This window comes from Luteibacter sp. (assembly GCF_036500425.1).
GTDB lineage: Bacteria > Pseudomonadota > Gammaproteobacteria > Xanthomonadales > Rhodanobacteraceae > Luteibacter.
The window spans coordinates 1-22,773 of record NZ_DASYCB010000040.1 but is presented as its reverse complement, the minus strand read 5'-3'; the positions used below and the strand labels follow the sequence as shown (position 1 = coordinate 22,773).

General features: G+C 64.3%; 20 protein-coding genes. 5 read left to right on the top strand and 15 right to left on the bottom strand.

All coding sequences use genetic code 11. The features are described 5' to 3' along the window. Nucleotides 1–64: 64 nt before the first annotated feature. The 5 genes from VGN46_RS10075 to VGN46_RS10055 form a co-directional block, all read right to left on the bottom strand. Nucleotides 65–871 carry a hypothetical protein gene (locus VGN46_RS10075; protein ID WP_331643305.1) on the bottom strand — a complete coding sequence of 269 codons (807 nt, stop codon included), beginning with the start codon at nt 869–871 and terminating at the stop codon, nt 65–67. Between the two features lie 45 nt (nt 872–916). Continuing rightward, nucleotides 917–1,681, bottom strand: coding sequence for a hypothetical protein (locus tag VGN46_RS10070; RefSeq protein WP_331643303.1), 765 nt, complete (start codon nt 1,679–1,681; stop codon nt 917–919). 231 nt (nt 1,682–1,912) lie between these two features. Further along, nucleotides 1,913–2,587: a ribulose-phosphate 3-epimerase gene (rpe, locus tag VGN46_RS10065; RefSeq protein ID WP_331643301.1), complete on the bottom strand. Its 675-nt coding sequence runs from the start codon at nt 2,585–2,587 to the stop codon at nt 1,913–1,915. Nucleotides 2,588–2,719: 132 nt separating this feature from the next. Further along, a complete protein-coding gene (djlA, locus tag VGN46_RS10060; RefSeq protein ID WP_331643299.1) occupies nt 2,720–3,526 on the bottom strand; it encodes a co-chaperone DjlA in 807 nt (268 codons plus the stop codon). Beyond that, nucleotides 3,523–3,834 (bottom strand): c-type cytochrome, encoded by a 312-nt coding sequence (locus VGN46_RS10055; RefSeq protein WP_331643297.1) that lies wholly within the window; start codon nt 3,832–3,834, stop codon nt 3,523–3,525. Before VGN46_RS10055 ends, djlA begins: the two co-directional genes overlap by 4 nt. Nucleotides 3,835–4,119: 285 nt before the next feature. On the opposite strand from VGN46_RS10055, the gene VGN46_RS10050 reads away from it, so the two are divergent. The 4 genes from VGN46_RS10050 (at nt 4,120) to VGN46_RS10035 (ending at nt 6,305) form a co-directional block, all read left to right on the top strand. After that, nucleotides 4,120–5,016: a phosphoribosylaminoimidazolesuccinocarboxamide synthase gene (locus VGN46_RS10050; protein WP_331643295.1), complete on the top strand. Its 897-nt coding sequence runs from the start codon at nt 4,120–4,122 to the stop codon at nt 5,014–5,016. Between the two features lie 31 nt (nt 5,017–5,047). Next, the gene (locus tag VGN46_RS10045; protein WP_331643293.1) at nt 5,048–5,515 is read left to right on the top strand and encodes a DUF962 domain-containing protein; all 468 of its coding nucleotides are present in this window, start codon (nt 5,048–5,050) and stop codon (nt 5,513–5,515) included. A gap of 2 nt (nt 5,516–5,517) precedes the next feature. Beyond that, the gene (locus VGN46_RS10040) at nt 5,518–5,925 is read left to right on the top strand and encodes a hypothetical protein (RefSeq protein WP_331643291.1); all 408 of its coding nucleotides are present in this window, start codon (nt 5,518–5,520) and stop codon (nt 5,923–5,925) included. A 197-nt stretch (nt 5,926–6,122) separates the two neighbouring features. Further along, the gene (locus VGN46_RS10035; protein ID WP_331643290.1) at nt 6,123–6,305 is read left to right on the top strand and encodes a DUF2061 domain-containing protein; all 183 of its coding nucleotides are present in this window, start codon (nt 6,123–6,125) and stop codon (nt 6,303–6,305) included. Here VGN46_RS10035 and VGN46_RS10030 read toward each other — a convergent pair. Beyond that, nucleotides 6,282–8,411, bottom strand: a complete 2,130-nt coding sequence (locus tag VGN46_RS10030) for a beta-agarase (RefSeq protein WP_331643288.1) — start codon at nt 8,409–8,411, stop codon at nt 6,282–6,284. The genes VGN46_RS10035 and VGN46_RS10030 overlap by 24 nt on opposite strands. Before the next feature lie 138 nt (nt 8,412–8,549). Next, nucleotides 8,550–9,878: an APC family permease gene (locus VGN46_RS10025; RefSeq protein WP_331643286.1), complete on the bottom strand. Its 1,329-nt coding sequence runs from the start codon at nt 9,876–9,878 to the stop codon at nt 8,550–8,552. Nucleotides 9,879–10,158: 280 nt separating this feature from the next. Here VGN46_RS10025 and VGN46_RS10020 point away from each other — a divergent pair, with 280 nt between their 5' ends. After that, nucleotides 10,159–10,614 (top strand): REP-associated tyrosine transposase, encoded by a 456-nt coding sequence (locus VGN46_RS10020; RefSeq protein WP_331643284.1) that lies wholly within the window; start codon nt 10,159–10,161, stop codon nt 10,612–10,614. Between the two features lie 200 nt (nt 10,615–10,814). Here VGN46_RS10020 and VGN46_RS10015 read toward each other — a convergent pair whose 3' ends face one another. The 8 genes from VGN46_RS10015 to lipB all read right to left on the bottom strand — a co-directional run bounded on the left by VGN46_RS10015 (nt 10,815) and on the right by lipB (nt 22,645). Beyond that, a complete protein-coding gene (locus tag VGN46_RS10015; RefSeq protein ID WP_331643282.1) occupies nt 10,815–12,389 on the bottom strand; it encodes an N-acetylmuramoyl-L-alanine amidase in 1,575 nt (524 codons plus the stop codon). A 613-nt stretch (nt 12,390–13,002) separates the two neighbouring features. After that, on the bottom strand, nt 13,003–13,533 hold the full coding sequence (locus VGN46_RS10010; RefSeq protein WP_331643280.1) for a hypothetical protein: 531 nt from the start codon (nt 13,531–13,533) through the stop codon (nt 13,003–13,005). A gap of 212 nt (nt 13,534–13,745) precedes the next feature. Then, a complete protein-coding gene (gene lpdA, locus VGN46_RS10005) occupies nt 13,746–15,581 on the bottom strand; it encodes a dihydrolipoyl dehydrogenase (RefSeq protein WP_331643277.1) in 1,836 nt (611 codons plus the stop codon). Between the two features lie 15 nt (nt 15,582–15,596). Continuing rightward, nucleotides 15,597–17,282: a dihydrolipoyllysine-residue acetyltransferase gene (gene aceF, locus VGN46_RS10000; protein WP_331643275.1), complete on the bottom strand. Its 1,686-nt coding sequence runs from the start codon at nt 17,280–17,282 to the stop codon at nt 15,597–15,599. Nucleotides 17,283–17,584: 302 nt separating this feature from the next. Further along, the gene (locus tag VGN46_RS09995) at nt 17,585–18,439 is read right to left on the bottom strand and encodes a mechanosensitive ion channel family protein (protein WP_331643273.1); all 855 of its coding nucleotides are present in this window, start codon (nt 18,437–18,439) and stop codon (nt 17,585–17,587) included. A 176-nt stretch (nt 18,440–18,615) separates the two neighbouring features. After that, on the bottom strand, nt 18,616–20,937 hold the full coding sequence (locus VGN46_RS09990; RefSeq protein WP_331643271.1) for a carboxy terminal-processing peptidase: 2,322 nt from the start codon (nt 20,935–20,937) through the stop codon (nt 18,616–18,618). Nucleotides 20,938–20,962: 25 nt separating this feature from the next. Continuing rightward, nucleotides 20,963–21,964: a lipoyl synthase gene (gene lipA, locus VGN46_RS09985; RefSeq protein WP_331643269.1), complete on the bottom strand. Its 1,002-nt coding sequence runs from the start codon at nt 21,962–21,964 to the stop codon at nt 20,963–20,965. Between the two features lie 12 nt (nt 21,965–21,976). Continuing rightward, a complete protein-coding gene (lipB, locus tag VGN46_RS09980) occupies nt 21,977–22,645 on the bottom strand; it encodes a lipoyl(octanoyl) transferase LipB (RefSeq protein WP_331643267.1) in 669 nt (222 codons plus the stop codon). Nucleotides 22,646–22,773: the final 128 nt, after the last annotated feature.

The window sequence follows — 22,773 nt, the reverse complement described above, 5'->3', positions numbered from 1 at the left end:
CGCTTGCGCGCGATGGGTGCTCGCGGCAAGACCCATCGCGCGCAAGCGCGCTCCTACAGACCGATTAGAAGTTGGGGCGGGGCTCGCGATCGGCGGGGATCATCTGCGGGCGCGACGGCGGGGGCGCGGCGGCGACCTGGCCGAGGGGTACCGGGTTCTCTACTTCACCGACGGTGACCGTGCCTACCATGCCGTGGAAGTAGTCCTGGCCAACTTTCTCCATCGAACGGGAAAGGCCAAAGGCACGCTGGGTACCGACGCGTGATGGCACCACGCCACCACCGCCTTCAAACGAGCCATCGGCGAAGCCGCTCGGCGGCGTGATGCCATCAAGGAAGATGGATCCGCCGAAGAATTCGGCCTCACGGATATCGCGCATACCCACGTCGAAGCGACGCTGCGCACGCTTGCCGGCCACCGCATCGCTGTAGTCCGCCCGCAGCTCCAGCCAGTCGGCATCGGCCTGCCGGCGCTGTTCGACGGAGAGCTTGCTGTATTCGGCGATGAAGGTGCTCTCGTAGGCCTTGTCGTGGCGCTCCGAGGCCAGCGCCAGCCATGCGACGCCCATGGCCGGGTCATGCAGGCCGTAATCGCCATTGATGTACATCACACCCAGGACGTACTGCGCGGGCTTGCTTGCCCAGCGCGCGGCGTCTTCCATGCGGGCGCGCGCGGCACGGCCATGGCCCTGGCCAAACTGGCTGGCGCCGGCGCAGAAGTAGTACTGGCCAGGCAGCATGCGCTCCAGGCTGATCGGGCAGTAGCGGACAAGCTGCTTCAGTTCGGCATCGCCCGAGGTCTGGCGAGCCTGGACGGTGCCCGCCGCCACGAGGCAGAGGGCGAGTGCGGTAACCACGTGGCGTGCGGACATCACGAACTCTCCTGATCCTGGTGGGGCGGACCCCGGTGGGACTACTCAGTTCGGCGCTTGTGTATCGGTACGCTTCGCCACTTCTTCGATCGGCACCAGCTGGGCATCGCCAACGAAGACGTTGGACTGCCAGCCGGCTAAGGCCGCGGCTTCTCGCGACTGCAGGAAGCGGCCCACGCTGAAACCGCTCAAGCCCAGTGCTTCGTGACCGCCATCCGCACTGGCGACCTGCATGCCGGCAATGCCATCGATAAAGATCGAACCACCGAAGTTGATCGCATCGGACAGGTCGTTGTACGCGCGATCAAACCGGTTCTTTGCCCGTTGTGCGGTTACGTTGTCGGCGTATTTGCCCTTCAGCTCAGCCCAGTACGCATTGGCTTGCGCCATCTCTTCAGGGCTGACGCGCTTGTAGGCGTCCACCAGGGCCGGTTCGTATTGCGGATTGTGCCGTTCGGCGGCCAGGGCCAGCCAGGCGAGACCGAGCGGCCGGTTCTTCTGGGCATGGTCGCCGTTGAAGTACATGATGCCGAGCGCGTACTGCGCGGGCTTGTTGGCCCAGGCGGCGGCATCCTTCAGGCTTTCCCGGGCGCCTCCATCGTTACCCGACCAGAAATAGCGGGCGGCCTCGCAGTAGTAATAGTCACCGGGCAGGAAGCGTTCGAGCGAGGAGGGGCACAGTTTGAGTGCCTCGGAGATCTCGCTCTTCTTCTGATCGGGCAGCGGCTGCGGGCGTTCGCCGGCTAGCGCTGAAAAGGCGGTGCCGGCGGTGACGCAGGCGACCAGAAACAACACGGACTTCGACTTCATGTGCTCGTCCTCGTGCGGGGTAAGCCCCCCTGGGCGGTATTACAGTACTACTCGGTTTGATTTGTCGCCGTGAATTTTATTTTATTTCTCAGGGTCAACCTTAAGTCCTTGCGAACGGTTGACCCTGAGGGGGATCGCGCGCGAGCGCGCTCCTACAGAAGATCTGCGTTTTTTTGGGGGATCGCTGCACGGGCTCTTGTAGGAGCGCGCTTGCGCGCGATCCCCGCACCCTCAGCCTTTATCGATCGCCGCATGCATCCGGCGAATCACGTCCGCATAGTCCGGCGCCGTGAAAATCGCCGACCCCGCAACAAACGTATCCGCGCCCGCCGCGGCGATCTGGCCGATGTTATCGGCGTTAACGCCACCATCCACTTCCAGGCGGATCTTGCGGCCGCTGGCGTCGATGCGCTCACGCACGTGGCGGATCTTGTCCAGCGCGCCGGGGATGAATTTCTGCCCGCCGAAACCCGGGTTCACCGACATGATCAGCACCATGTCGATCTTGTCGAGCACATAGTCCAGCCAGTTCAGCGGCGTGGCCGGGTTGAACACCAGGCCGGCTTCGCAGCCTTCGCCCTGGATCAGCTGGATGGTGCGATCGACGTGCTCGCTGGCTTCCGGGTGGAAGCTGATGCTGCGCGCGCCCGCCTTGGCGAAATCGGGGACGATACGGTCCACCGGCTTCACCATCAGGTGCACGTCGATGTGCTCGGTGATGCCGTAATCGCGCAACGCCTTCAACACCATCGGGCCGATGGTGAGGTTCGGCACGTAATGGTTGTCCATGACATCGAAATGCACCCACTGCGCACCGGCATCGAGCACCTTGCGCGTGTCCTCACCCAACCGGGCGAAATCCGCCGAGAGGATGGAAGGGGCGATGATGGGAGATTGCTTGGCCATGGTCGGTACCGTTAATGGATGGACGGGCTGCTGCACTTCTGTAGGAGCGTGCTTGCACGCGATCGGCGCTTGCGGCGAGCCCCGATCGCGCGCAAGCGCGCTCCTACAGGGTAGCGGCGTTCTGTGGACGCGTCATTTAAATCCACGCTCCGACTTGATCCGCTCATACGCCGCGTTGATCTCGCTCGCGCGGCTTTCGGCGCGGCGGCGCATATCTTCGGGCAGGTCGCCGAGGCGGTCGGGGTGGTGCTCGGAAATCAGCTTGCGGTAGGCGCGCTTGATCGCGCGTTCGTCGGTATCGCGCTGGATGCCGAGCACCGCATACGGGTCGGGGCCCTGGGTGTTCCGCTGCGGGGGCACGTAGCCGCCGCCGCGGTTGTTGCCATAGCTGCGGCCGCCGGCATTGCCGTTCCAGGCATAGCCCTTCATGGCCATCAGCGCCATCAGCTCCATGTCGCTTACGCGCAGCGCGAACGCCAGCTGGCGCAGGATCGCCATTTTCTCGGGCGAGGGCGAGCCTTCCGCGAGCACGGTTTCGATCACCACATCGATCACCGGGAATGCGTGGTCGCGGCGGTGGCCGACCCACTGGCGCAGCTCGTCGATCACGTCGGTAGCGTTGAACTCGGGTTGTTTGCCCTCGTTGAAGGCATCGATGGCCTTGGCGCGGTCGTCCTGGTCCAGGTTCATCCGCACCATGACCCGTTCGGCGATGGCGATTTCCGCTTCGGAAACACGCCCGTCCGCCTTGGCCACGGCGCCGATCAGCGCGAATAGCGGCGCGACATAGCCGCCCTGGGCGGGCGCGCGGCGGCGCTGCTGTTGCTGGCGGCTGGCATCGAACATGAAGCCGAGCGCGCCGCCGATGAGGGCGCCTAGCAGGTTGTGGGTTAACCACATGCCCAGGACGGCGCCGATAAGTGTGCCGGTGAAATTCATGGAGCGCCCTTGGAGGGGGTCTGCGCGGCGTACCACTGGGCCAGCTGGTCGATATCCGCTTCGGAAAGGGGGCCGGCCATGGCGCGCATTACGGGGGCATCCCGGCGGCCATCGCGGTACTGGTGTAAGGCTTCACGCAGGTAAATCGCCTTCTGCCCCGCGAGATTAGGCGCATCCGCCGCCGGCGCCACGCCATTCTCGCCATGACACGCCGCGCACATGCCCAACCGCGCCGGCTTCGCGGGCGGTGCAGCGAGTACAGGGGCAGTCAGGGCCAGGGCGAATGCCGCGGTCGTCAGTTTGCGCATGGACGAAGGAATTGGGGCTGTAGCCGTAAATTCTAGCAGGTGGCCGAAGGCCACCTGCGGCGTAGGAGCGTGCTTGCACGCGAAAGGGGGGCAAAGCCCCCACCCACCCCAAAATGCCCCACCTGATCCAACCTTCGGCGCCCCGCAGGCCGCCTGTCGGCGGATCGCGTGCAAGCACGCTCCTACAAAAGCCCGGCAGGTCTGCTGTAGGAGCGTGCTTGCACGCGACCGGACTGCCGCAACCATTACAATACGAGGCTTCCCCGCCTCACCGGAGCTCCGCCCGTGCCCACCACCCTGAGCCAATCCGACCTGCCTGGCCTGGACCTGATCCATCGCGGCAAGGTCCGCGATGTCTACGCCCTGCCTGGCAACCGCCTGCTCATGGTGGCGACCGACCGGCTCTCGGCGTTCGACTCGGTGCTCCCCGACCCGATCCCGGGCAAGGGCGAGATGCTCTGCCAGATCTCGAACTTCTGGTTCGAGAAGACCGCGCACCTCATTCCCAACCACCTGACCGGCGACGACGTGGCCTCCGTGTTGCCGGCCGGCGTGGACCCGGCGCTGTACGCGAAGCGTGCGGTCATCACCAAGCGCCTGAAGCCGGTGCCGGTGGAAGCGATCGCCCGTGGTTACCTGATCGGTTCGGGCTGGAAGGACTACCAGGCCACCGGCGCGCTCTGCGGGATCACCCTGCCCGCCGGCCTGCAGCAGGCCCAGCAGCTGCCGGAACCGATCTTCACCCCGTCGACCAAGGCCGCTGTGGGCGACCACGATGAGAACGTGAGCTTCGACGCCGTGGTCGCTGCCGTCGGCGAGAAGCTGGCGAACGACGTGCGCGATGCCACGCTGCAGATCTATAAGTTCGCCGCCGAATACGCCGCCACCCGCGGGATCATCATCGCCGACACCAAGTTCGAGTTCGGCACCGATGAAGACGGCAAGCTCTACATCATGGATGAAATGCTGACCCCCGATTCCTCGCGGTTCTGGCCGGCCGAGTCGTACGCCGTCGGCATCAGCCCGCCGAGCTACGATAAGCAGTTCGTGCGCGATTACCTGGTCGATATCGGCTGGAACAAGGAGCCGCCTGCCCCCAGTGTGCCGGCCAGCGTGATCGAAGGCACCGCCGCGAAGTATGCTGAGGCCCTGGACAAGCTCGCGGGCATCCGCCTCGATTGAGGTGGGCCGGCGCCCACGGGGAGGAAGCACCATGCGTGACGCGGCAACCTGGTTCGGCAACTACAGCCAGGATCACCAAAACCCGACGAATCGCCTGATCCACTGGATCTGCGTGCCGGCGATCACCTGGACGGTGCTCGCCTTCGTCTGGCTCATCCCCGTCCCGTCGGTAATCGGCAAGCCCGGCCTGTGGGCGGTCGTGGCGATGTTCCTGGCGTTCTGCTTCTACTACTACCGGCTCTCGCGGACGATCGGTATTGCCATGGCCGGCGCGTTCATCGGGTTGGCCTTCCTCACCGACACGCTCTACCACAGCCTCGGCGCCACCGGCCTGTTGTGGCTGGCGGTGATCGTGTTCGTAGTCGCCTGGGTCGGCCAGTTTATCGGCCACAAGATCGAAGGCCGTCGGCCCTCCTTCTTCACCGACCTGCAGTACCTGCTGATCGGCCCGGCCTGGCTGATGAGCAAGGCCCTGCGCCGCGCGGGCGTGGACTACTAAGCGTGCAGACACTCCTGACGTTGTTTTCCGCCGCCATCTGGTGGGTCATCTATTCCAGCGCGGCGGCCGTGGTCCCGGCGGTCATCGTCTTCTTCGTGCTGCGCTGGCTGGAGAAGACCGCCGTGGTGTTCAACCGGGCTTACCTCGCCAGCCTGCTGTGGGCCTTGCTCGCCGTGCTTACCGGCGGCCTGGTCATCGCCACCCAGCACGGCCAGGCCGCCGGCCAATCGGTGTTCGTGCTGCCGTGGATGCGCGCCGCCCTGGTCGTGGACATGCTGATCGGTGCCTTCCTGATCTGGCGCATGGTCCCCCGCGTGGATGCCCGCCGGGTCAAACCCAGCAGCGCCTGCATGGCCGTGGCCATGGTGATGGTCGTGGCGCTGGTCGTCGGCACCACGATCCACCGCTAAGCCCCGACGCGCCCCCTGTAGGAGCGCGCTTGCGCGCGATCGGGCTTGCCGCGAGCACCCATCGCGCGCAAGCGCGCTCCTACACGGATGGGCGATGTTGCGATTGAGGGGGGCTATCGGAACGATTGGCACGGTGCGTTGGACTTCGCGCGCCCCGCCCCCATAATGAGAGTCATTCCTATTAAGAGGTCGCGGCCATGGCCCGCAAGATCAAGTTCGCGGCGACGCATTTCAGCATCGCCTTCTCCATGAGTTACGCGGTGAACCAGAACGTGGCGATCAGCGCCCTGGTCGGCGTGGCTGAGCCGATTGCCTTTGTCTTCGGGCGTTCCGTCTTGGGTGAAACCCGTACCGGCCTAGCGCTGGCTCCCGCCGCCTGAGCCACCACCGACCCGCGCGTTCGTTTCGGTCACCGCGCGGGTGAAGCCTTCAAACGGGATGTCGGTGATCCCGACCAGGCCGATGTGTGCGTTCTCGCCATCGAGGATGCGTCCGGTGACGGGCTGGTCCACGTACTGGAACCAGTGCGTGCCAACGACGATGCCTGAAGCGGCCGCCGCGTCGACGAAGCGGGCGTAGGCCTTGCCCCGCTCGTCTTCATTCGCCACCGCTGCCACGCCGTTGCCGAACGGGCCGCGGTCGCTCGAGCCGAAATGGAATTCCGTGAGCATCACGGGCTTGTCCCAGTTCTTGAATTCCGCCACGTCGAAACCGTGTTCTGGTACGTCGGTGTAGGTGTTGATACTGGTGACGTCGGTGTACTTCGCGCTCATCTCTTCCACCTCCGGCGTGCGCACCGCGAGGCGGCCGCCGAGGAAGAGGTGGTGCGGATCGGCCTTCTTTAGTGTCTCGGCGACCGTGCGGAAATACTGGCCGGCGTAGAGCTTGAGGAAGGCGATGTAGTCCGCCGCGATGGCCGGGTGCGGCTCGCTCGGCTCCGGCGCCTTGAAGCCCTGCGCTTCTACCTGCTTCCAGTCCGTAACGTTGTTTAGGCCCCATGCTTTCACGAACGTCGCGACGTCGCCGTGCGTCTTTTTCAGGTAGGCGATGAAGGCCTGTTTCGCCGGGCTTTGTGGGCCCTGGGCCAGCGAGCCTGTCGCCAAAGCCCAACGACCTTGTGGGCCCTGCCCTGCCCACGCGAGTTCATTATCGGCGAAGTAGCCGAGCAGCCAGGGATCGTTGGTCTTGTCCTTCGTCGCGTTCGCCACGGCGGCCTGCGCCGCCTTTGCGAAACGCGGATCAAACGGATCCGGCATGCGGCCCCAATAGTCGTAGCCTGTGCTTACCGTATTGAAGTCGCCATGGATGAGGATGGGCACGGTGTAAGCCATGCGCTTGTCACCGGCGAAGGCGGGATCGCTCCAGTTACCCAGCGTGTTGAAACGCCAGGCTTTCAGACGATCGAGCGTGCGCTTGCGCCATGCGTTCTCGAAATCAGTGCCGAGCGTGCGTGCGATGTTGTTGGCATACACATCCCACCAGCGCCCGTGATTCAAGCCGTTATCGCGTTGCGAGCCGTTATCGCTGCGGCTGTCACTGGTGCCGCCGAACGCGCCATTCGCACCGCTCGCGTCGGTGAACATGTACTCGCGGCCCTGCACATAAGTCCGGCCATCCGTGTGATTAACGGCATTCACGCCAAGCGAAAAGAACGCATGCCCTTCCGGCGAAACCAGCCACCACCGGCTACCCTGCTTCTGCACCCGGAAAAACCCACTCGCCTGCATCGCCGGCAAATCCGTCCGCCCACCAAACGGATCGAGCTTCCCGCTCCCTGTAGGAGCGCCCTTGGGCGCGACAGCACGGTCCTTCAACGCCTGGTCGTTAGCGATTTTTTCCGGCCAGGTCGCCCGCGTGTACTGCCCGTACTTATCAACCATCCCGGTATACGCCACCTTTAAATCCGCCTCTCCCGCTACCGCATCCATCGCCCCGAACAACACCGTCTGCGCCGCCCCCGGCTGTGGCATCGAAAGCCGCACCGACGTCACCTTCCCTGCATCGATTCCGCCCTCGGTAAACGTCGCCACGATCCGCTTCACCTTCCCATCGTCGAACGGCATGGGCGGCCCGACCTGCATGCCGAAGGCGCGCGGCGAGGTGGCGGTGAGCGGCACCGACAGGATCTGCGGCGGCCCGGGCGGCAGGCCGACCGTCGCCTTGAGGTGCTTCTCGCCCGAGGCGACATCGACGATGAGGGTCACCGGCCAAGGCATGCCGTTCTGTACCCGAAGGCGGAGCGTGCCATCGGCAGGCCATGCCCACGCGCCGGCCGCCCCGGGTGCCAGCGTGATCGCCGGGGATGCCGCCGGCTTATAGGTCACCGCCACCAGCTCGCTATCGTCGGTGGCTTTACGCACCGTAGGGTCGAGCGTTGCGTCGGTAGGCGTGATCCGCACGGCCGGCGTGGGGTGAGCGATATCCACCTCAGCCGCAGAAGCAGCCAGGGCGAAGCCAGAGAGCAGAAAGCAGAGTGTCGGACGCATCGGCCGAGCTTGCCACGAATCTCGTGAACGGCGCGCCCGCGCTTGTAGGAGCGAGCTTGCTCGCGATGGGTACTTGCGAAGAGGCCCGATCAGGCAATGCCGCCAACCCGATCGCGCGCAAGCGCGCTCCTACACGGGTTAGGCCGCGTTACCCAACCGCTTGCGCCACAGGTAATACACCGGCACGCCCAGGGCGATGATCAGCAGGCTCATGCCTGCGTTCTGCGGCTGCGTGATGGCGGTGGCCACGATCACGCACAGCACCGTGGTGGTGAAGATCAGCGGCACCCACGGGTAACCCGGCACGAGGTATGGCGACGGCTCGGACTTCAAATGGCGCCGGTACCAGAAGATCGTCGCGATACCGAAGGCGTGCGACAGCCACTCACCTACGGTCGTGTAATCCACCAGCGCTTCGAAGCTACCGGAAAGAATCAGCGCGATGGCCCAGGCGCCCAGCGCCAGCAAGGCGATCTGCGGTGCGCCGGTCTTCGCATCGATGCGGGCGATCGGCTTGAAGAACATGCCGTCAGCGCTCATCACCTGCAGCACGCGGGCGCCGCCGGCAATGGCGATGCTGCAATAGCCGAAGGTGGAGCACGCGATACCGACCGCGATCACGGTGGCACCGGATTCGCCGAACACGCGGCGCATCAGGTCCGCCGCGGGCGCGGTGCTGGCGGCGAGGCCGGCGTGGCCCAGACCCGCCATGTAGGCGATGTTGATCAGCACATAGCAGACGACGACGCTGGCCATGCCCAGGCCCAGCGCGCGCGGCAGCGTCCGCTGCGGGTCGCGCACTTCGCCGGCCAGGTCGTTGAGGTAATGAAAGCCGCCGTAGGCGAACATCGCCGGTAGCAACGCACCGATCAGCATGCCCGTGGGCACGTTGTGGGTTGGGTCTTCGGCGAAGGCGACGCCCAGGTGGCCGCGTGCCAGGTAGAGGCCGACGGCAATCAGCATGGCCACCGCGCCGAGCTTCAGCACGGTGAAGATGTTCTGCACCCACGCGCCAGCGCGAATGCCGAAGAGGTTCACCGCGACGATAAAGCTGATCGCCGCGACCGCGACCGGCTTCACCCATTCGTGGGGCAACCCGACCGCGCGGGTGGCGTAATCGGCGAAGGTGGTAGCTACCGCGGCGACGCTGCCGGGGTAGTTGATGAGGGCCATGGTCCAGCCGAACAGAAAGGCCGGCAGCCGCCCGAAGGCTTCGCGCAGGTAGACGTAGGTGCCGCCCGCCTGGGGCCGCCGCGCGCCCAGCTCGGCGTAACAAAGCACCCCGGCCAGGGTCAGCAGACCGCCCACGGCCCAGAGGATGATGACCTCCATCCCGGAACTGGTGCTTTTGGCGACGGCGGCCGGCGTGCGGAAGATACCCGCACCAATGACGCCACCGATGACGATCATCGCGGCATCCCAGGTACCGAGACGGCGGAGGTAGTGAGCTGGCTGAGGTGCGGGCATCAGCCGACCATGCCATAAACCACCGCCACGTGGCGATATGACCGAGGTCATTATTTTTTGTGCTGGTGCACAAAGCGGGCAGCCGATACCCCGCAGGGCCTACCCGGGTGCGGCTGCGCCGCCGTGCCCAACGCGCCTCCGGCGCGAACAGCCCTGTAGGAGCGCGCTTGCGCGCGATCAGATGCTGCCGCTCCGCCTGGTCGCGCGCAAGCGCGCTCCTACACGAACTGGGGGTGTGCGCTGATGCCGCAGCCGGTGAGATGTCGACATCCTGCCTTGCATGAAACGAGAACGTGGACATGCCGACTTGCGCCGCGGCCGGGTATCTGAGCCCGGTCGCATCTACTTCATCACCTGTGTGGCGTGGAACCGCGCGCCGGTGTTTCGCGATTATCGGGCCGCCCGGATGGCATCGCGGATCATTCATAACCCGAAGACGTGGAAGGGGGCGGAATGCCTTGCATGGGTACTGATGCCAGATCACTTCCACGCACTTATCCAACTGGGCGATGGCGACCTCAGCAAAGTCGTGGCGAGCTTCAGATCGCGGGTCACACGCGCCTTTCGTGCCCAAGGCCGAACATCGCCCCTCTGGCAGCGCGCTTTTCAGGATCGGGCACTACGACGCGACGAAGACATCCGCGCCGTCGCACGCTACATCGTCGCAAACTCATTGCGTGCAGGCCTCGTAAACCACGTATGCGACTACCCCTATTGGAATGCCGTGTGGTTGTAGGAGCGCGCTTGCGCGCGATGGGTGCGTGCGTCGACGTGTCGTCGCGCGCAAGCGCGCTCCTACAGGGATGCGGGGTCCTGTTACCTTTTATTTGGGATGTACCGGTCGGTCACAAGGCCCGCTCATCCCCCGGAGGGCGCAAAAAATGGATGACAATCGCTGCCAAGGCCCGCATTGAGCCCTGGGAGCGAGTTGAGGACTCAGCGCGTCGCCATAACGGCAGCTACTCGCGCACCGCGTGGCTTGCAGTTGAAGGTGTAGGTCGACGCATTCGACTTCACACCAAAAGCATCACTAGCCATCACCTGATACCGGATGGGCGAGCGATCGAGATCCTCGGGGCGGCAACCGTGTTCCACTCGGAAACGATTTAGCGCAGCCACATCCCAAATCGTATTCTGTTCCGGCTGGCACGTCTCACAGTCTAATGCTTGCGTGGTCACCGTGATGGGATAGTCAGGATTACCGCCAACGTCGACGGGGAGCCTGCCGCGCCCCCAAACCACAACATCGGCGGCCTTATCCGAGACGATGGTGAAAGGTGCGCAGTCTTTCCCGTCGCGGTAGAGCCGATAGCCCTTCGCAACGCCCTTCATGGAAACGCTCTGGAAGTGCGAATCCACCAAGTACGCGGCATCCTCAGGATTAGTATGAAACCCAACCTCCACAATCACTGCAGGGATCTTTGCAAGTCTGGTCTCGGCATGTTTGTCATAGAAAGCCGGGGATGCAGGAACTTTGTACGCCGCAAACCGATCCACTGAATGAATCAACTCGGCCATTCCACACAGGACGAGTGAGGCGAGCTTCGTATCGGCCGGCCTCCCGGGATATACATATGCCCGCGTCCCTGAAGCAGCTACGCTCGCCGCATTGGTATGGATATGTAGCACGGCCGAGGCATTCACATGATTGGCGTACAGCGGGCGACTGCGGATGTCCTGCTTACGCTCGCGATCCACTTCCGTGTCCGCGGGCTCAGAATTCCATACGTTGGCCAAATCCTCGTGCGATGCCTCAAGGTGATACCTCGCGCCAACTTTCCACCATGCGAGGCCGCTAGGTTCGTGCGTCAGACCTGATCGAAAGTCGCGCAGGTTCTCCGCCTGAATACGTTTTGCCTTGAGATAACCATGCAGTTTGTTGGCGAAGACTTGCGTAACCTCGTCCTCCAGCAAGCCGTTCACTGGGTCGCGATGGGATGTCCATCGCTTCTGTCCATAGTTGTAGTAGAAGCCATGTCCTCCGGTCACAACAACCGGGCCAGGCTCCGTTGACGCTGTCCGTTTGGCTCGAAACTCGGGGCGAGAAGCCGGTGCTGGGCCGATGGCGATGCTCCGTTCAAGCCACCACCCCGTATCGTGGCCACCGAAGCGATAGGATATGCGGCCGAAACCAGGAAGGCGACTCGATATGTCTTCGGAGGCCAGTTCAATATCCGTCGTCAGGTCGGCCATCTCCGTATAGCCGGCCTCCGGCCCAAGGCTGGCATCGAAGTCGAAGTACAACAGCCCGTCGTCAGGTGAGAACGACGCCTTGACCCCTATCGGACGCAAGTCCTCGTCGAAGTATTTTCGCGCATTAGCTACGTCATTGGCGATCTTCTCGATTTCCTGAACGGCTGCGTCGATCGCGGCCTCGTGATTTTCGTCTGCAGGCTGTTCCGCGAGAGACGCAGCCTGAGCAGTGGTCGGACATACGGTGCCGAGCGCGGCAGCGGCGAAAGCGGCGGCCGCGAGGCGTTTGTGCAATCGTGGCATTAATGTCTTGAGCATGTTGATGGTTCCGTTTAGTACCGCTTGTGCGGCAGGAACATGCTCTGAAAGACGAGGATTTCAGGATGCCGGTCGATTCGGTTAGCTGGCGTAGGCGCGTGGCTATATTGGTGTAAGCGTATGCGCCAGGGATCTGTGGCGGGAGTGCGTTCGCGATATGCGATGTGCCGGGGATTGGCTGACGAACGGCTCACTCTCTGAGCTGTGGGAGTTCACCCTATCGGCGACGCCGTGCGCGGAAGATCCGCAGGGCTTGCAGCTCTGTCGCGAAAGATGTCGCCCACAGGACGGGCTCCTACGACGCGCTTAGCGCCGAAGGCGCGTTGGGCGTGGCGGCGTAGCCGCAACCGGCTACGCAATGCGCGAGACATAAAAAAATCGAGGTGTCATTTCACGTACTGCTCTGGCGTGCATCGCCCGCGCGCCACGTGGTTTGCAGTTGAACGAATAGGTAACCTCATTCGACTTTACGCCGAAGCTGTCGACTGCAACGACCTGATATCGAATAGGGGAGCGATCAAGGTCCTCGGGACGGCAGCCATGCTGGACACTAAAACGAGAGAGCTCAGGTGAATCCCAGATGCTGTTCTGCTCGGGCTGGCAACGCGGACAGTCAAGCCTGAGGACTTCTTTTCAGTCGGCGTGAAGGAATAGATCCAGACTTATGGCGACCTAGCCCCTCGTCTAACCACCAGCCAGTGTCTCGGCCTCCAAATCGCCAGCTTGGCTCGTTACCAGCCGACAGTGCTTTGATCAGATCTTCGGCCTGGCCCTCGATAGCATTCTGCATATCGACCATGTCGGTGTATCCCGCTTCCGGGCCCAGACGAGCGTCGGTGTCGAAGTAGAGGAGACCGTCGTCAGGTGATAGCGAGACGCGGATCACTATCGGCCTTAGGTCTATATCGAAGTACTTCCGCCCATTCGCTATATCGTTGGAAATCCGTTCGATTTCGCGAACGGCAACGTCAATGGCGACTTCAGGTTTCTCATTCTCCGCTTGAGGCGTCTTAGGTGAGGCCAGAGTTGTAGACACGGGTGCAGCGCCGATCGCAGCTGCGAAAAATGCAACCCAGGCAAAGTGGGCGCGCAACGGTCTCGGTGGTGTTCTGAGCATTCGAATCGTCCCTTTTGTGCCGCTCATGCGGCAGGAACATGTTCCGAAATACAGAAATTTTGAGATGCCGGCTGACTGGGCTAAAGCGTGTAGGCGATAGTCCGTTCCGGCGTAGGCACACGGGGGAAGGCCACCCTGTGAGCGATATCGGCTACGCAATGCGCGAGACATAAAAAAAGCGCGCCTGTGCGCGATGCCTTCGTAACCGGCATCGCGCGCAAGCGCGCTCCTACAGGGCTTTATTTTTTCTTCGGGATGTACAGGTCGGTGATCGTGCCTTCGTACACCTCGGCGGCCATGCCGACGGATTCGCCGAGCGTGGGGTGCGGGTGGACGGTACGACCGATGTCGCCGGCTTCGCAGCCCATTTCGATGGCGAGCGCGAGTTCGCTGATGAGATCGCCCGCGTGCGGGCCAACGATGCCGGCGCCGACGATGCGGTGGGTTTCTTCATCGAACAGGAGCTTGGTGAAGCCTTCGGTGCGGTCGATGCCGATGGCGCGGCCGGAAGCTGCCCACGGGAACTTGCCGACGCCGATCTTCAGGCCCTTTTCCTTCGCTTCACGCTCGGTCACGCCAACCCAGGCGATTTCCGGATCGGTATACGCCACCGAAGGAATGACGCGCGCATCGAAGAAGCTCTTCTGGCCCGCGGCAACTTCAGCCGCCACCTTGGCTTCGTGCGTGGCCTTGTGCGCCAGCATCGGCTGGCCCACGAGATCGCCGATGGCGAAGATGTGCGGCACATTGGTGCGCATCTGGCGGTCGACCGGGATGAAACCGCGGTCGGTCACCTGCACACCCGCCTTATCGGCGCCCACCTTGCCACCGTTCGGCGAGCGGCCGACGGAAACGAGGACGCGATCATACAGCTTGGTCTCGGGAATGCTCTCGCCATCGAAGATGACTTCGATGCCCTTCTTGGTGGCCTTGGCCTCGACGACCCTGGTCTTGAGGTGGATGCCCTTGTACCGCTTGGCGATGCGCTGCTGAAGCGGCTTGATCAGGTCGGCATCGGCGCCCGGGATGAGCTGATCCGCGAGTTCGACGACGGTGACTTCCGTACCGAGGCCGGCGTAGACCGTCGCCATCTCGAGACCGATGATGCCGCCGCCGACCACGAGCATGCTCTTCGGCACATCACGCAGTTCGAGCGCGCCGGTGGAATCGATAATGCGCTCGTCATCCCACGGGAACGACGGCAGCTTGACCGACTGCGAGCCGGCGGCAATCACGGCGTTTTCGAAGCGGATGAGCTTCACGCCATCGGCGGTCTGCACTTCCAGTTCGTGCGGCGACACAAACGTGCCGACGCCGATGACCGTACGCACCTTGCGCGCTTTCGCCATCTGGGCGAGGCCACCGGTGAGCTTGCCGACGACCTTCTCCTTGAACGAGCGCAGCTTGTCCAGGTCGATCTTGGGCTTGCCGAAGTTGATGCCGTGCGCTTCGATCGCAGCGGCTTCATCGATGACGGCCGCAGCGTGCAGCAGCGCCTTCGAGGGAATGCAGCCCACGTTGAGGCAGACGCCGCCGAGCGAGGCGTAACGCTCGACCAGCACGGTATCGAGACCGACATCCGCGCCACGGAAAGCGGCGGTGTAGCCGCCCGGGCCGGAGCCGAGGACGACGAGCTGGCATTCGATATCGGCCTTGCGGCCGGATGCGGCAGCTGCCGTCGGGGCTGCGCCGACATGGCCGGGCGTCGGGGCGGGATGCGCGGGCGCTTCGGACACCGTGGTGCCCTGGCCGGCCGACTTCTCCGCAGCGGCAGGTGCCGGCGCGGCTGCGGGGGCCGGCTTGGCATCGGTCGCGGCCTTCGCCGCGCCACCTTCAGCGGCCTCAACCGTGAGGATGACCGTGCCGTCGTTCACGATGTCGCCGATCTTGACCTTGATCTCGACGACCTTGCCGGCCTGCGAGGCGGGCACGTCCATCGTGGCCTTGTCGGATTCGAGCGTGATGAGGCTCTGCTCTTTCTCAACGGTATCGCCGACCTTCACGAGGATCTCGATGACGGGCACGTCATGCGAGCCGCCGAGGTCGGGCACCTTCAGTTCAATGGTGTTTGCCATGGTCGCGGGCTCCCGTCAGAGCAGCAGGCGACGGATGTCGCCGAGCTGCTGGGCGAGGAACACGGCGAAGCGCGCGGCGAGCGCACCATCGATGACGCGGTGGTCGTACGACAGCGACATCGGCAGCATCAGGCGCGGCACGAATTCCTTGCCGTTCCACACCGGCTTCATCGCGGCCTTCGACACGCCGAGGATCGCCACTTCCGGCGCGTTGACGATCGGCGTGAACGCCGTGCCGCCAATACCGCCAAGCGAGGAGATCGAGAAGCAACCGCCCTGCATGTCGGCGGCGGTGAGCTTCTTGTCGCGTGCCTTCTTCGAGATCTCGGCGAGTTCCGCGGCGAGTTCGAGCAGGCCCTTCTTGTCGGCGTCACGGATGACCGGGACGACGAGGCCATCGGGCGTATCCACGGCGATACCGACGTTGAAGTACTTCTTCAGCGTGAGGGTTTCACCCGCGGCATCGAGCGAGGCGTTGAAGGTGGGGAATTTCTTCAGCGCGGCGACGACGGCCTTGATCTGGAAGACCAGCGGGCTGACCTTGACGTCCTTGTTCTCCTCGCCGAGCTTCTTGCGGAAGGCTTCGAGCTCGGTGATGTCGGCGTCTTCGAACTGGGTGACGTGCGGGATCATCGCCCAGTTGCGGGCGAGGTTCGCGGCGGAGATCTTCGGGATGCGGCCGAGCGGCTTTTCTTCGATCTCGCCGAACTTCGAGAAATCGATCTTCGGCCACGGCAGCAGGCTGAGGCCATTGCCACCGCCGACAGCACCACCGCCGGCAGACGGCGCGGCACCCGAGGTCATCACGCCCTTGACGTAGGCGGTGATGTCTTCGCGCTGGACGCGGCCACCACGGCCGCTGCCCTTGACCTGGGCCACGTCGACGCCGAGCTCGCGGGCGAACGCGCGGATGGCGGGGCTGGCGTAGGGGGCGTTGCCCGGCATGATCACCGAGGCATCGAAGGAGACGGGCGGCGTGCGCGGGGTACCGCCGGCCGGGGCTTCCGACTTCGACGGAGCCGGGGCTGCGGCAGCGGCCGGTGCGGGCGCCGGGGTGGCAGCCTGCGCGGCCGGGGCCGGAGCGGCGGCTTCGGGAGCGGCTTCGCCACCCTCGCCTTCCATCACGGCGATCAGGTCGCCATCGTTCACTTCATCGCCGACCTTGACCTTGAGCTCCTTGATGACACCCGCGGACGGGGCCGGGATCTCCATGGTGGCTTTGTCGGATTCCAGGGTCATGAGGCTCTGGTCTTTTTCGACCTTGTCGCCCACCTTGACCATGATCTCGATGATCGGCACCGGCTTGCCGCCGATGTCGGGGACCTTCACGTCGACCGGGCCGGAAGCCTTGGAAGCCGACGGTGCGGCAGCCTTGGCGGTGGCCGGAGCCGGGGCCGCCGTGGCGGGTGCCGGGGCCGGGGCGGCGGCGGCAGGTGCCGGTGCGGGCGCGGCCGGGGCGTCGCCCGCGGCTTCGACGAGGGCGATCAGGTCGCCGTCGTTCACTTCATCGCCCACCTTGACCTTCAGTTCCTTGATGACGCCGGCGAACGGCGCGGGCACTTCCATGGTGGCCTTGTCGGACTCGAGCGTGACCAGGCTCTGGTCTTTTTCGACGGTATCGCCGACCTTGACCATGATTTCGATGATGGGCACCGGCTTGCCACCGATATCGGGCACGCGGGCTTCTTTGACGTCGGCCATGGAACCTCCTCAAAAACAACGATGAAGGGCGGACGAACCCTCCAACGGGGGAATGTCGGGCGCCGTGCTGCGGCGCAACCGGTCGATTGTAATCCCTTGGGAGGAGATTCCCACGATTCAAACGGTTGTTCGGGGCGATTTCTGTTGTGCGAGGCGGTAATGGCGGGGGATTTGGGGGTGGGGCCGGACCCATCGCGCGCAAGCGCGCTCCTACAACAGCCTGGTGTAGGAGCGCGCTTGCGCGCGATACCCCACCCAGCGCAGCCCCTGTAGGAGCGCGCTTGCGCGCGATCGCCGCCCGATCAGGGCGCGGCACTGGGCTGCGCAACGGCCTCTGCCGGCAGCAGCCGGATATCCGTGGTGGCGGACGGAATCGTGATCCCCGCCCCGCCAAACTGACCCTTGATGTCCATGAGCAACTGGGTCTGCGTGCCGTACATGTCGGCCACCGTGCACCAGCCGCGGATCACCAGGGTGATACTCGAGGCGCCGAGGCTATCGGTCCACACGCCCGGGGCCGGGTCTTTCATGATCCGTGGATCGGCCTCCAGCAGCCCACGGATGATGTCCATGGCCTTGCCGATGTCGTCGGTGTAGGCGATGCCCACCTTGATCTCGAAGCGGCGGGTACCGCGGCGGTTGAAGTTGATGATGGCGTCGCCGCCGACCTTGGCGTTGGGCACCACCGCCTCGCGGTTGTCGGGCGTAATGACGTAGGTGTGCATCAGGTTGATGCTTTCCACCGTGCCCTCGACCCCGCCGACCAGCACGTAATCGCCGATGCGATACGGCCGGAACAGGATCAGCAGCACACCCCAGGCCAGGTTCGATAACGAGCTGTTCAAGGCCAGGCCGATCGCCAGACCGGCGGCACCGAGGGCCGCGATGAACGAGGCCGTGGGGATCCCGGCCATGCCCATGACCTGGACAATGAGGAAGGCGATCAGCAGGCCGTAGATGGCGTTGCGCAGGAAGCCGGCCAGGGTGTCGTCCACGCGGGCGCGATCGAGGGCACGGCGGCCGAGGTTGGCGACCCGGGCGGCAATCCAGAAACCGATGGCCAGCGCCACCAGCGAGAGGCCGATACGGATGGACCAGCCGATGAGGACCAGCCGCGCGGCGTGGTCGATACCAAGGTGATCGAGGAAGTCGAGCATGCGAGCCTGCCTTTTCGAAGCGAAAGATCGCTCGTGAGGCTACCAACAAAAAAGTGAAAACCCGGTTTCCCAACCCCTGTAGGAGCGCGCTTGCGCGCGATGGGTTTGGCGCGAGCACCCATCGCGCGCAAGCCCGCTCCTACAATAAGGAAAAGGCCCCTTGCGGGGCCTTTTGATCACTTCGGCGTATTTGGCTCGGGCTTGGTGGCCTGGGCCGTCTGCGGCGGGGTGTCGATCTTCTTCCCGCCGTAGGGCAACACCTCGGAGGCGACCTTCGCATCGCCCTTGATGAGGGCCACTTCGTCGCTGACGATATGAGCCGCTTCGTCCAGCGGGGTGTCCTTCGCCTTCTTCGCATCGGCTTCCTGCTTGAGGTCGCTCTTGATGCTGCGCTCGTTGGCGTTCAGGCCGTCATCACCGTTGTTCTGGTCATCGACATCCGCGTTGCCATCGCCGCCGAAGATGGCCTTGCGGCGGTTGCGGAAATCCGCCTGCGTGGCATCGAACTGCTTGCGCTCGGCCTGGCGGGCGGCGAAGTTCAGCGAGATGTCGGTCTTGTCACGCAGCTTCTTGTACTGCGCCAGCTCGTCCAGCATCAGCTTCCAGGCCGGCGAGGTCGCCACGCGCGCGTCGTGCTTCTGGTTGAGTGGACCGATGATCGGCTTCAGGTCGGCGACCGGCTTGTAATCGGCCGGATCGATATGACGCCACGGCAGTGCGTTGTCATAGGTTGATTCGCCGAATTCCTTGGCGTCGCCATTTTCCGGGAAGCGCACATCCGGGGTCACGCCGTGCAGCTGCGTGCTATCGCCATTGATGCGGATGAACTCGGCGATGGTCATCTTGAGTTCGCCGTACTTCGCATCTTCACCGGTGGTGGCCTTGCCGAACCGATCGAGATCGACCAGGTTCTGCACGGTGCCCTTGCCGAAGGTGGGCTCGCCGATGATCAGGCCGCGACCGTAATCCTGGATAGCGGCGGCGAAGATTTCCGAGGCCGACGCGGAGCCACGGTTGACCATGACCGCCATCGGGCCATCCCACGACATACCCGCCTGGTCATCGCCCTGGGCTTCGACCTGGCCACGCGCATCGCGCACCTGCACGACCGGGCCGGTATCGATGAACAGGCCGGTGAGCTCGGTGGCTTCGTTGAGCGAGCCGCCGCCGTTGTTGCGCAGATCCATGATGACGCCTTCGACCTTCTGCGCCTTCAGCTCGGTGAGCAGCTTGGAGACGTCGCGGGTGGCGCTCTTGAAGTTGGCATCGCCGTTACGGCGCGCACCGAAATCCTGGTAGAAGGTCGGCAGTTCGATCACGCCGATCTTGCGCGTGACATCGCCATCCTTCACGTCGATGACCTTGGACTTGGCGGCCTGCTCTTCCATGGTGACCTTCTTGCGCACAAGGGTCACGATGTCGTGCTTGCCATCCACGCCGGCATCGCCCGGGAGGACTTCGAGGCGGACCGTGGTGTCTTTCTTGCCGCGGATGAGCTTGACCACGTCATCCTGGCGCCAGCCGACCACATCGACCATGGGGCCGGTTTCACCCTGGCCGATGGCGACGATGCGATCGCCGGGCTTCAGCTTGCCGGACTTGATCGCCGGGCCGCCCGGGACGAGTTCGCGGATGGTGGTGTAGTCGTCGCGCGCCTGCAGCACCGCGCCGATACCTTCCAGCGAGAGGCGCATGGCGATGTCGAACGCATCCGCCGCGCGTGGGCCGAGGTAATCGGTGTGCGGATCGGTGGAGTTCGCGTAGGCGGTCATGAACGCCTGGGTGGCGTCCTCATCATCGAGCTGGCGCACGCGGCCGATGTAGGTGGCGTAACGCTTGTCGAGGGTCTTGCGGATGTCGTCGTCGCTCTTGCCGGCCAACTTCAGGCGCAGCCAGTCGTTCATCGTGCGCTTGCGCCACACTTCGTCGAGCTCGGCCTGGTTCTTCGGGATGGCGGCCTTCTTGCGATCGAAGTTGAAGCTCTCGTTGCCGCTGAGGTCGAAACCCTTCTTGAGCAGGCTGCGCGCGTAGTTCATGCGATCGACGGCGCGGGTGACGTACAGGTTGAACACCGAGAACGGACCGGTGAGGTCCTGGTTCCAGATGGCATCGTCGAACTGCGTCTTCAGCGGTTCGAACTTCGCCATGTCTTCCTGGGTGAAGAAGACCTTTTCGCTATCGAGGTCGTCGAAGTAGACCTTGAAGATCTTCGCCGACATGGCGTCGTCGAGCGGCTGGGCCTGGTAGTGGAAACGGGTGAGGAAACGCGCGGAAAGCTGCGCGGCCTGCGCTTCCGCCGGGGTCGGCTTCAGCGGCAGCGTGGATTCCTTGCGCTGCGGCTCGGGCGAGGTCGCCGCTTCCGAGGCATCTTTCGGTTGCGGCGTGGCGCTCTTCGCCGGCGGTGTCGCGCCAGGCTGCTGAGGGGCGGCACTCTGGGCGTACGCCCCCGTGGCGGTAAGGGCCAGCAGGAGGGCGAGCGACACGGGGCGAAGGGTCATGTAAAGCCTCGAAGTGCTTGAACGTTTATTCGACGACGCCGGCGGCGTGAGCCATCAGGTCGGCATGGTAGGAGGATCGCACCAACGGGCCCGAAGCGACATGGCCGAAGCCCATCTCTTCACCGGCGACACGGAGCGCCTCGTATTCCTCCGGCGTCCAGTAGCGGACCACCGGGTGGTGGTGCGCCGTGGGCTGCAGGTACTGGCCGATGGTGATCATGTCGACGTCATGGGCGCGTAGATCGCGCATGGTCTCGAGCACCTGCTCCATGGTCTCGCCCAGGCCCAGCATGATGCCGGACTTGGTCGGCACCTCGGGGTGCTGCGCCTTGAAACGCTTGAGCAGGTCGAGTGACCACTGGTAATCGGCACCCGGGCGCACTTCGCGGTACAGGTGCGGCACGGTTTCCAGGTTGTGGTTGAACACGTCCGGTGGGAAATCCTTCAGGACTTCCAGCGCGCGCTCCATGCGGCCCTTGCCGCGGAAATCCGGGGTGAGGATCTCGATCTTGATATCCGGGCTGGCGTGGCGCACGGCGCGGATGCATGCGGCGAAGTGCTCGGCACCGCCATCGCGCAGGTCATCGCGATCCACCGAGGTGATCACCACGTACTTCAGGCGCATGTCGCGGATGGTCTCGGCCAGACGGGCCGGCTCGAGCGGATCCGGCGCCAGCGGGCGACCGTGGGCCACGTCACAGAACGAGCAGCGGCGGGTGCAGACCTCGCCGAGGATCATGAACGTGGCGGTGCCCTTGCTGAAGCACTCGTGGATGTTCGGGCACGAGGCTTCCTCGCACACGGTGACCAGCGAATTTTCGCGCAGGCGCGCCTTCAGCTGCTGCACGGCATTGCCCTGGGGCAGGCGTACGCGGATCCAGCTCGGCTTGCGCAAAACAGGCGCATCGGCATCGAAAGCCGCGCGGTTCAGCGCGATCTTGTCGTTGCCGAGCATCTTCTCGCCGGGCTTGTCGACGACGGCGATGGGGATGCTGCGGGCGGTGGATGTGGGGACGGTTTGGCTCATTGGGCTACGACCTCAGACCGCAACGCGGGCGGGGAGTTCGGGGATGACGGGTTCAGAGGGGACTTCGTGGAAACCGAACTGCTTACAGAATTCCTGTACCAGGACATCTTCCACGTCTGACAACCGCGACGGACCCCCCAAGTCTACCACCTGGGTGACCTCCAAACCCTTGTAGCCGCAGGGGTTGATGCGGTGAAAGGGCTCGAGGTCCATATCGACGTTGAAGGCCAGGCCATGGAAGCTGCAGCCGCGGCGGACGCGCAGGCCGAGGGCGGCGACCTTGGCATCGGCGGTGTAGACGCCGGGGGCGCCTTCACGCCGTGCGGCGCCGATATTCCATTCGCCCAGGGTATCGATGATGGCCTGCTCGATCTTGCAGACCAGCTCGCGGACGCCAACGCCCACGCGGCGCAGGTTGATCATGGGGTAGGCCACGATCTGGCCCGGGCCGTGATAGGTGACCTGGCCGCCGCGATCCACCCGGACCACCGGGATATCCCCGGCGAACAGGACGTGTTCATCCAGCCCCGCCTGGCCCAGCGTAAACACCGGGTCATGCTCCAGCAGCCACAGCTCGTCGACGGTGTCGTCGGTGCGGTTGTCGGTGAAGGCGCTCATGGCCTTCCAGGAGGTTTCGTAGGGCACGCGCCCCAGCCGGCGAACGATGAGGGGGAGAGTCATGGTGCTTTCAGGGGGGATGCGGGGATGTCGGGTATCTGCGGGCCAGACCCCCACGATACAAGAGAAGCCGCCCGGCTGTTGTAGGAGCGCGCTTGCGCGCGATGGGGGTGGCCGCAAGTCCCATCGCG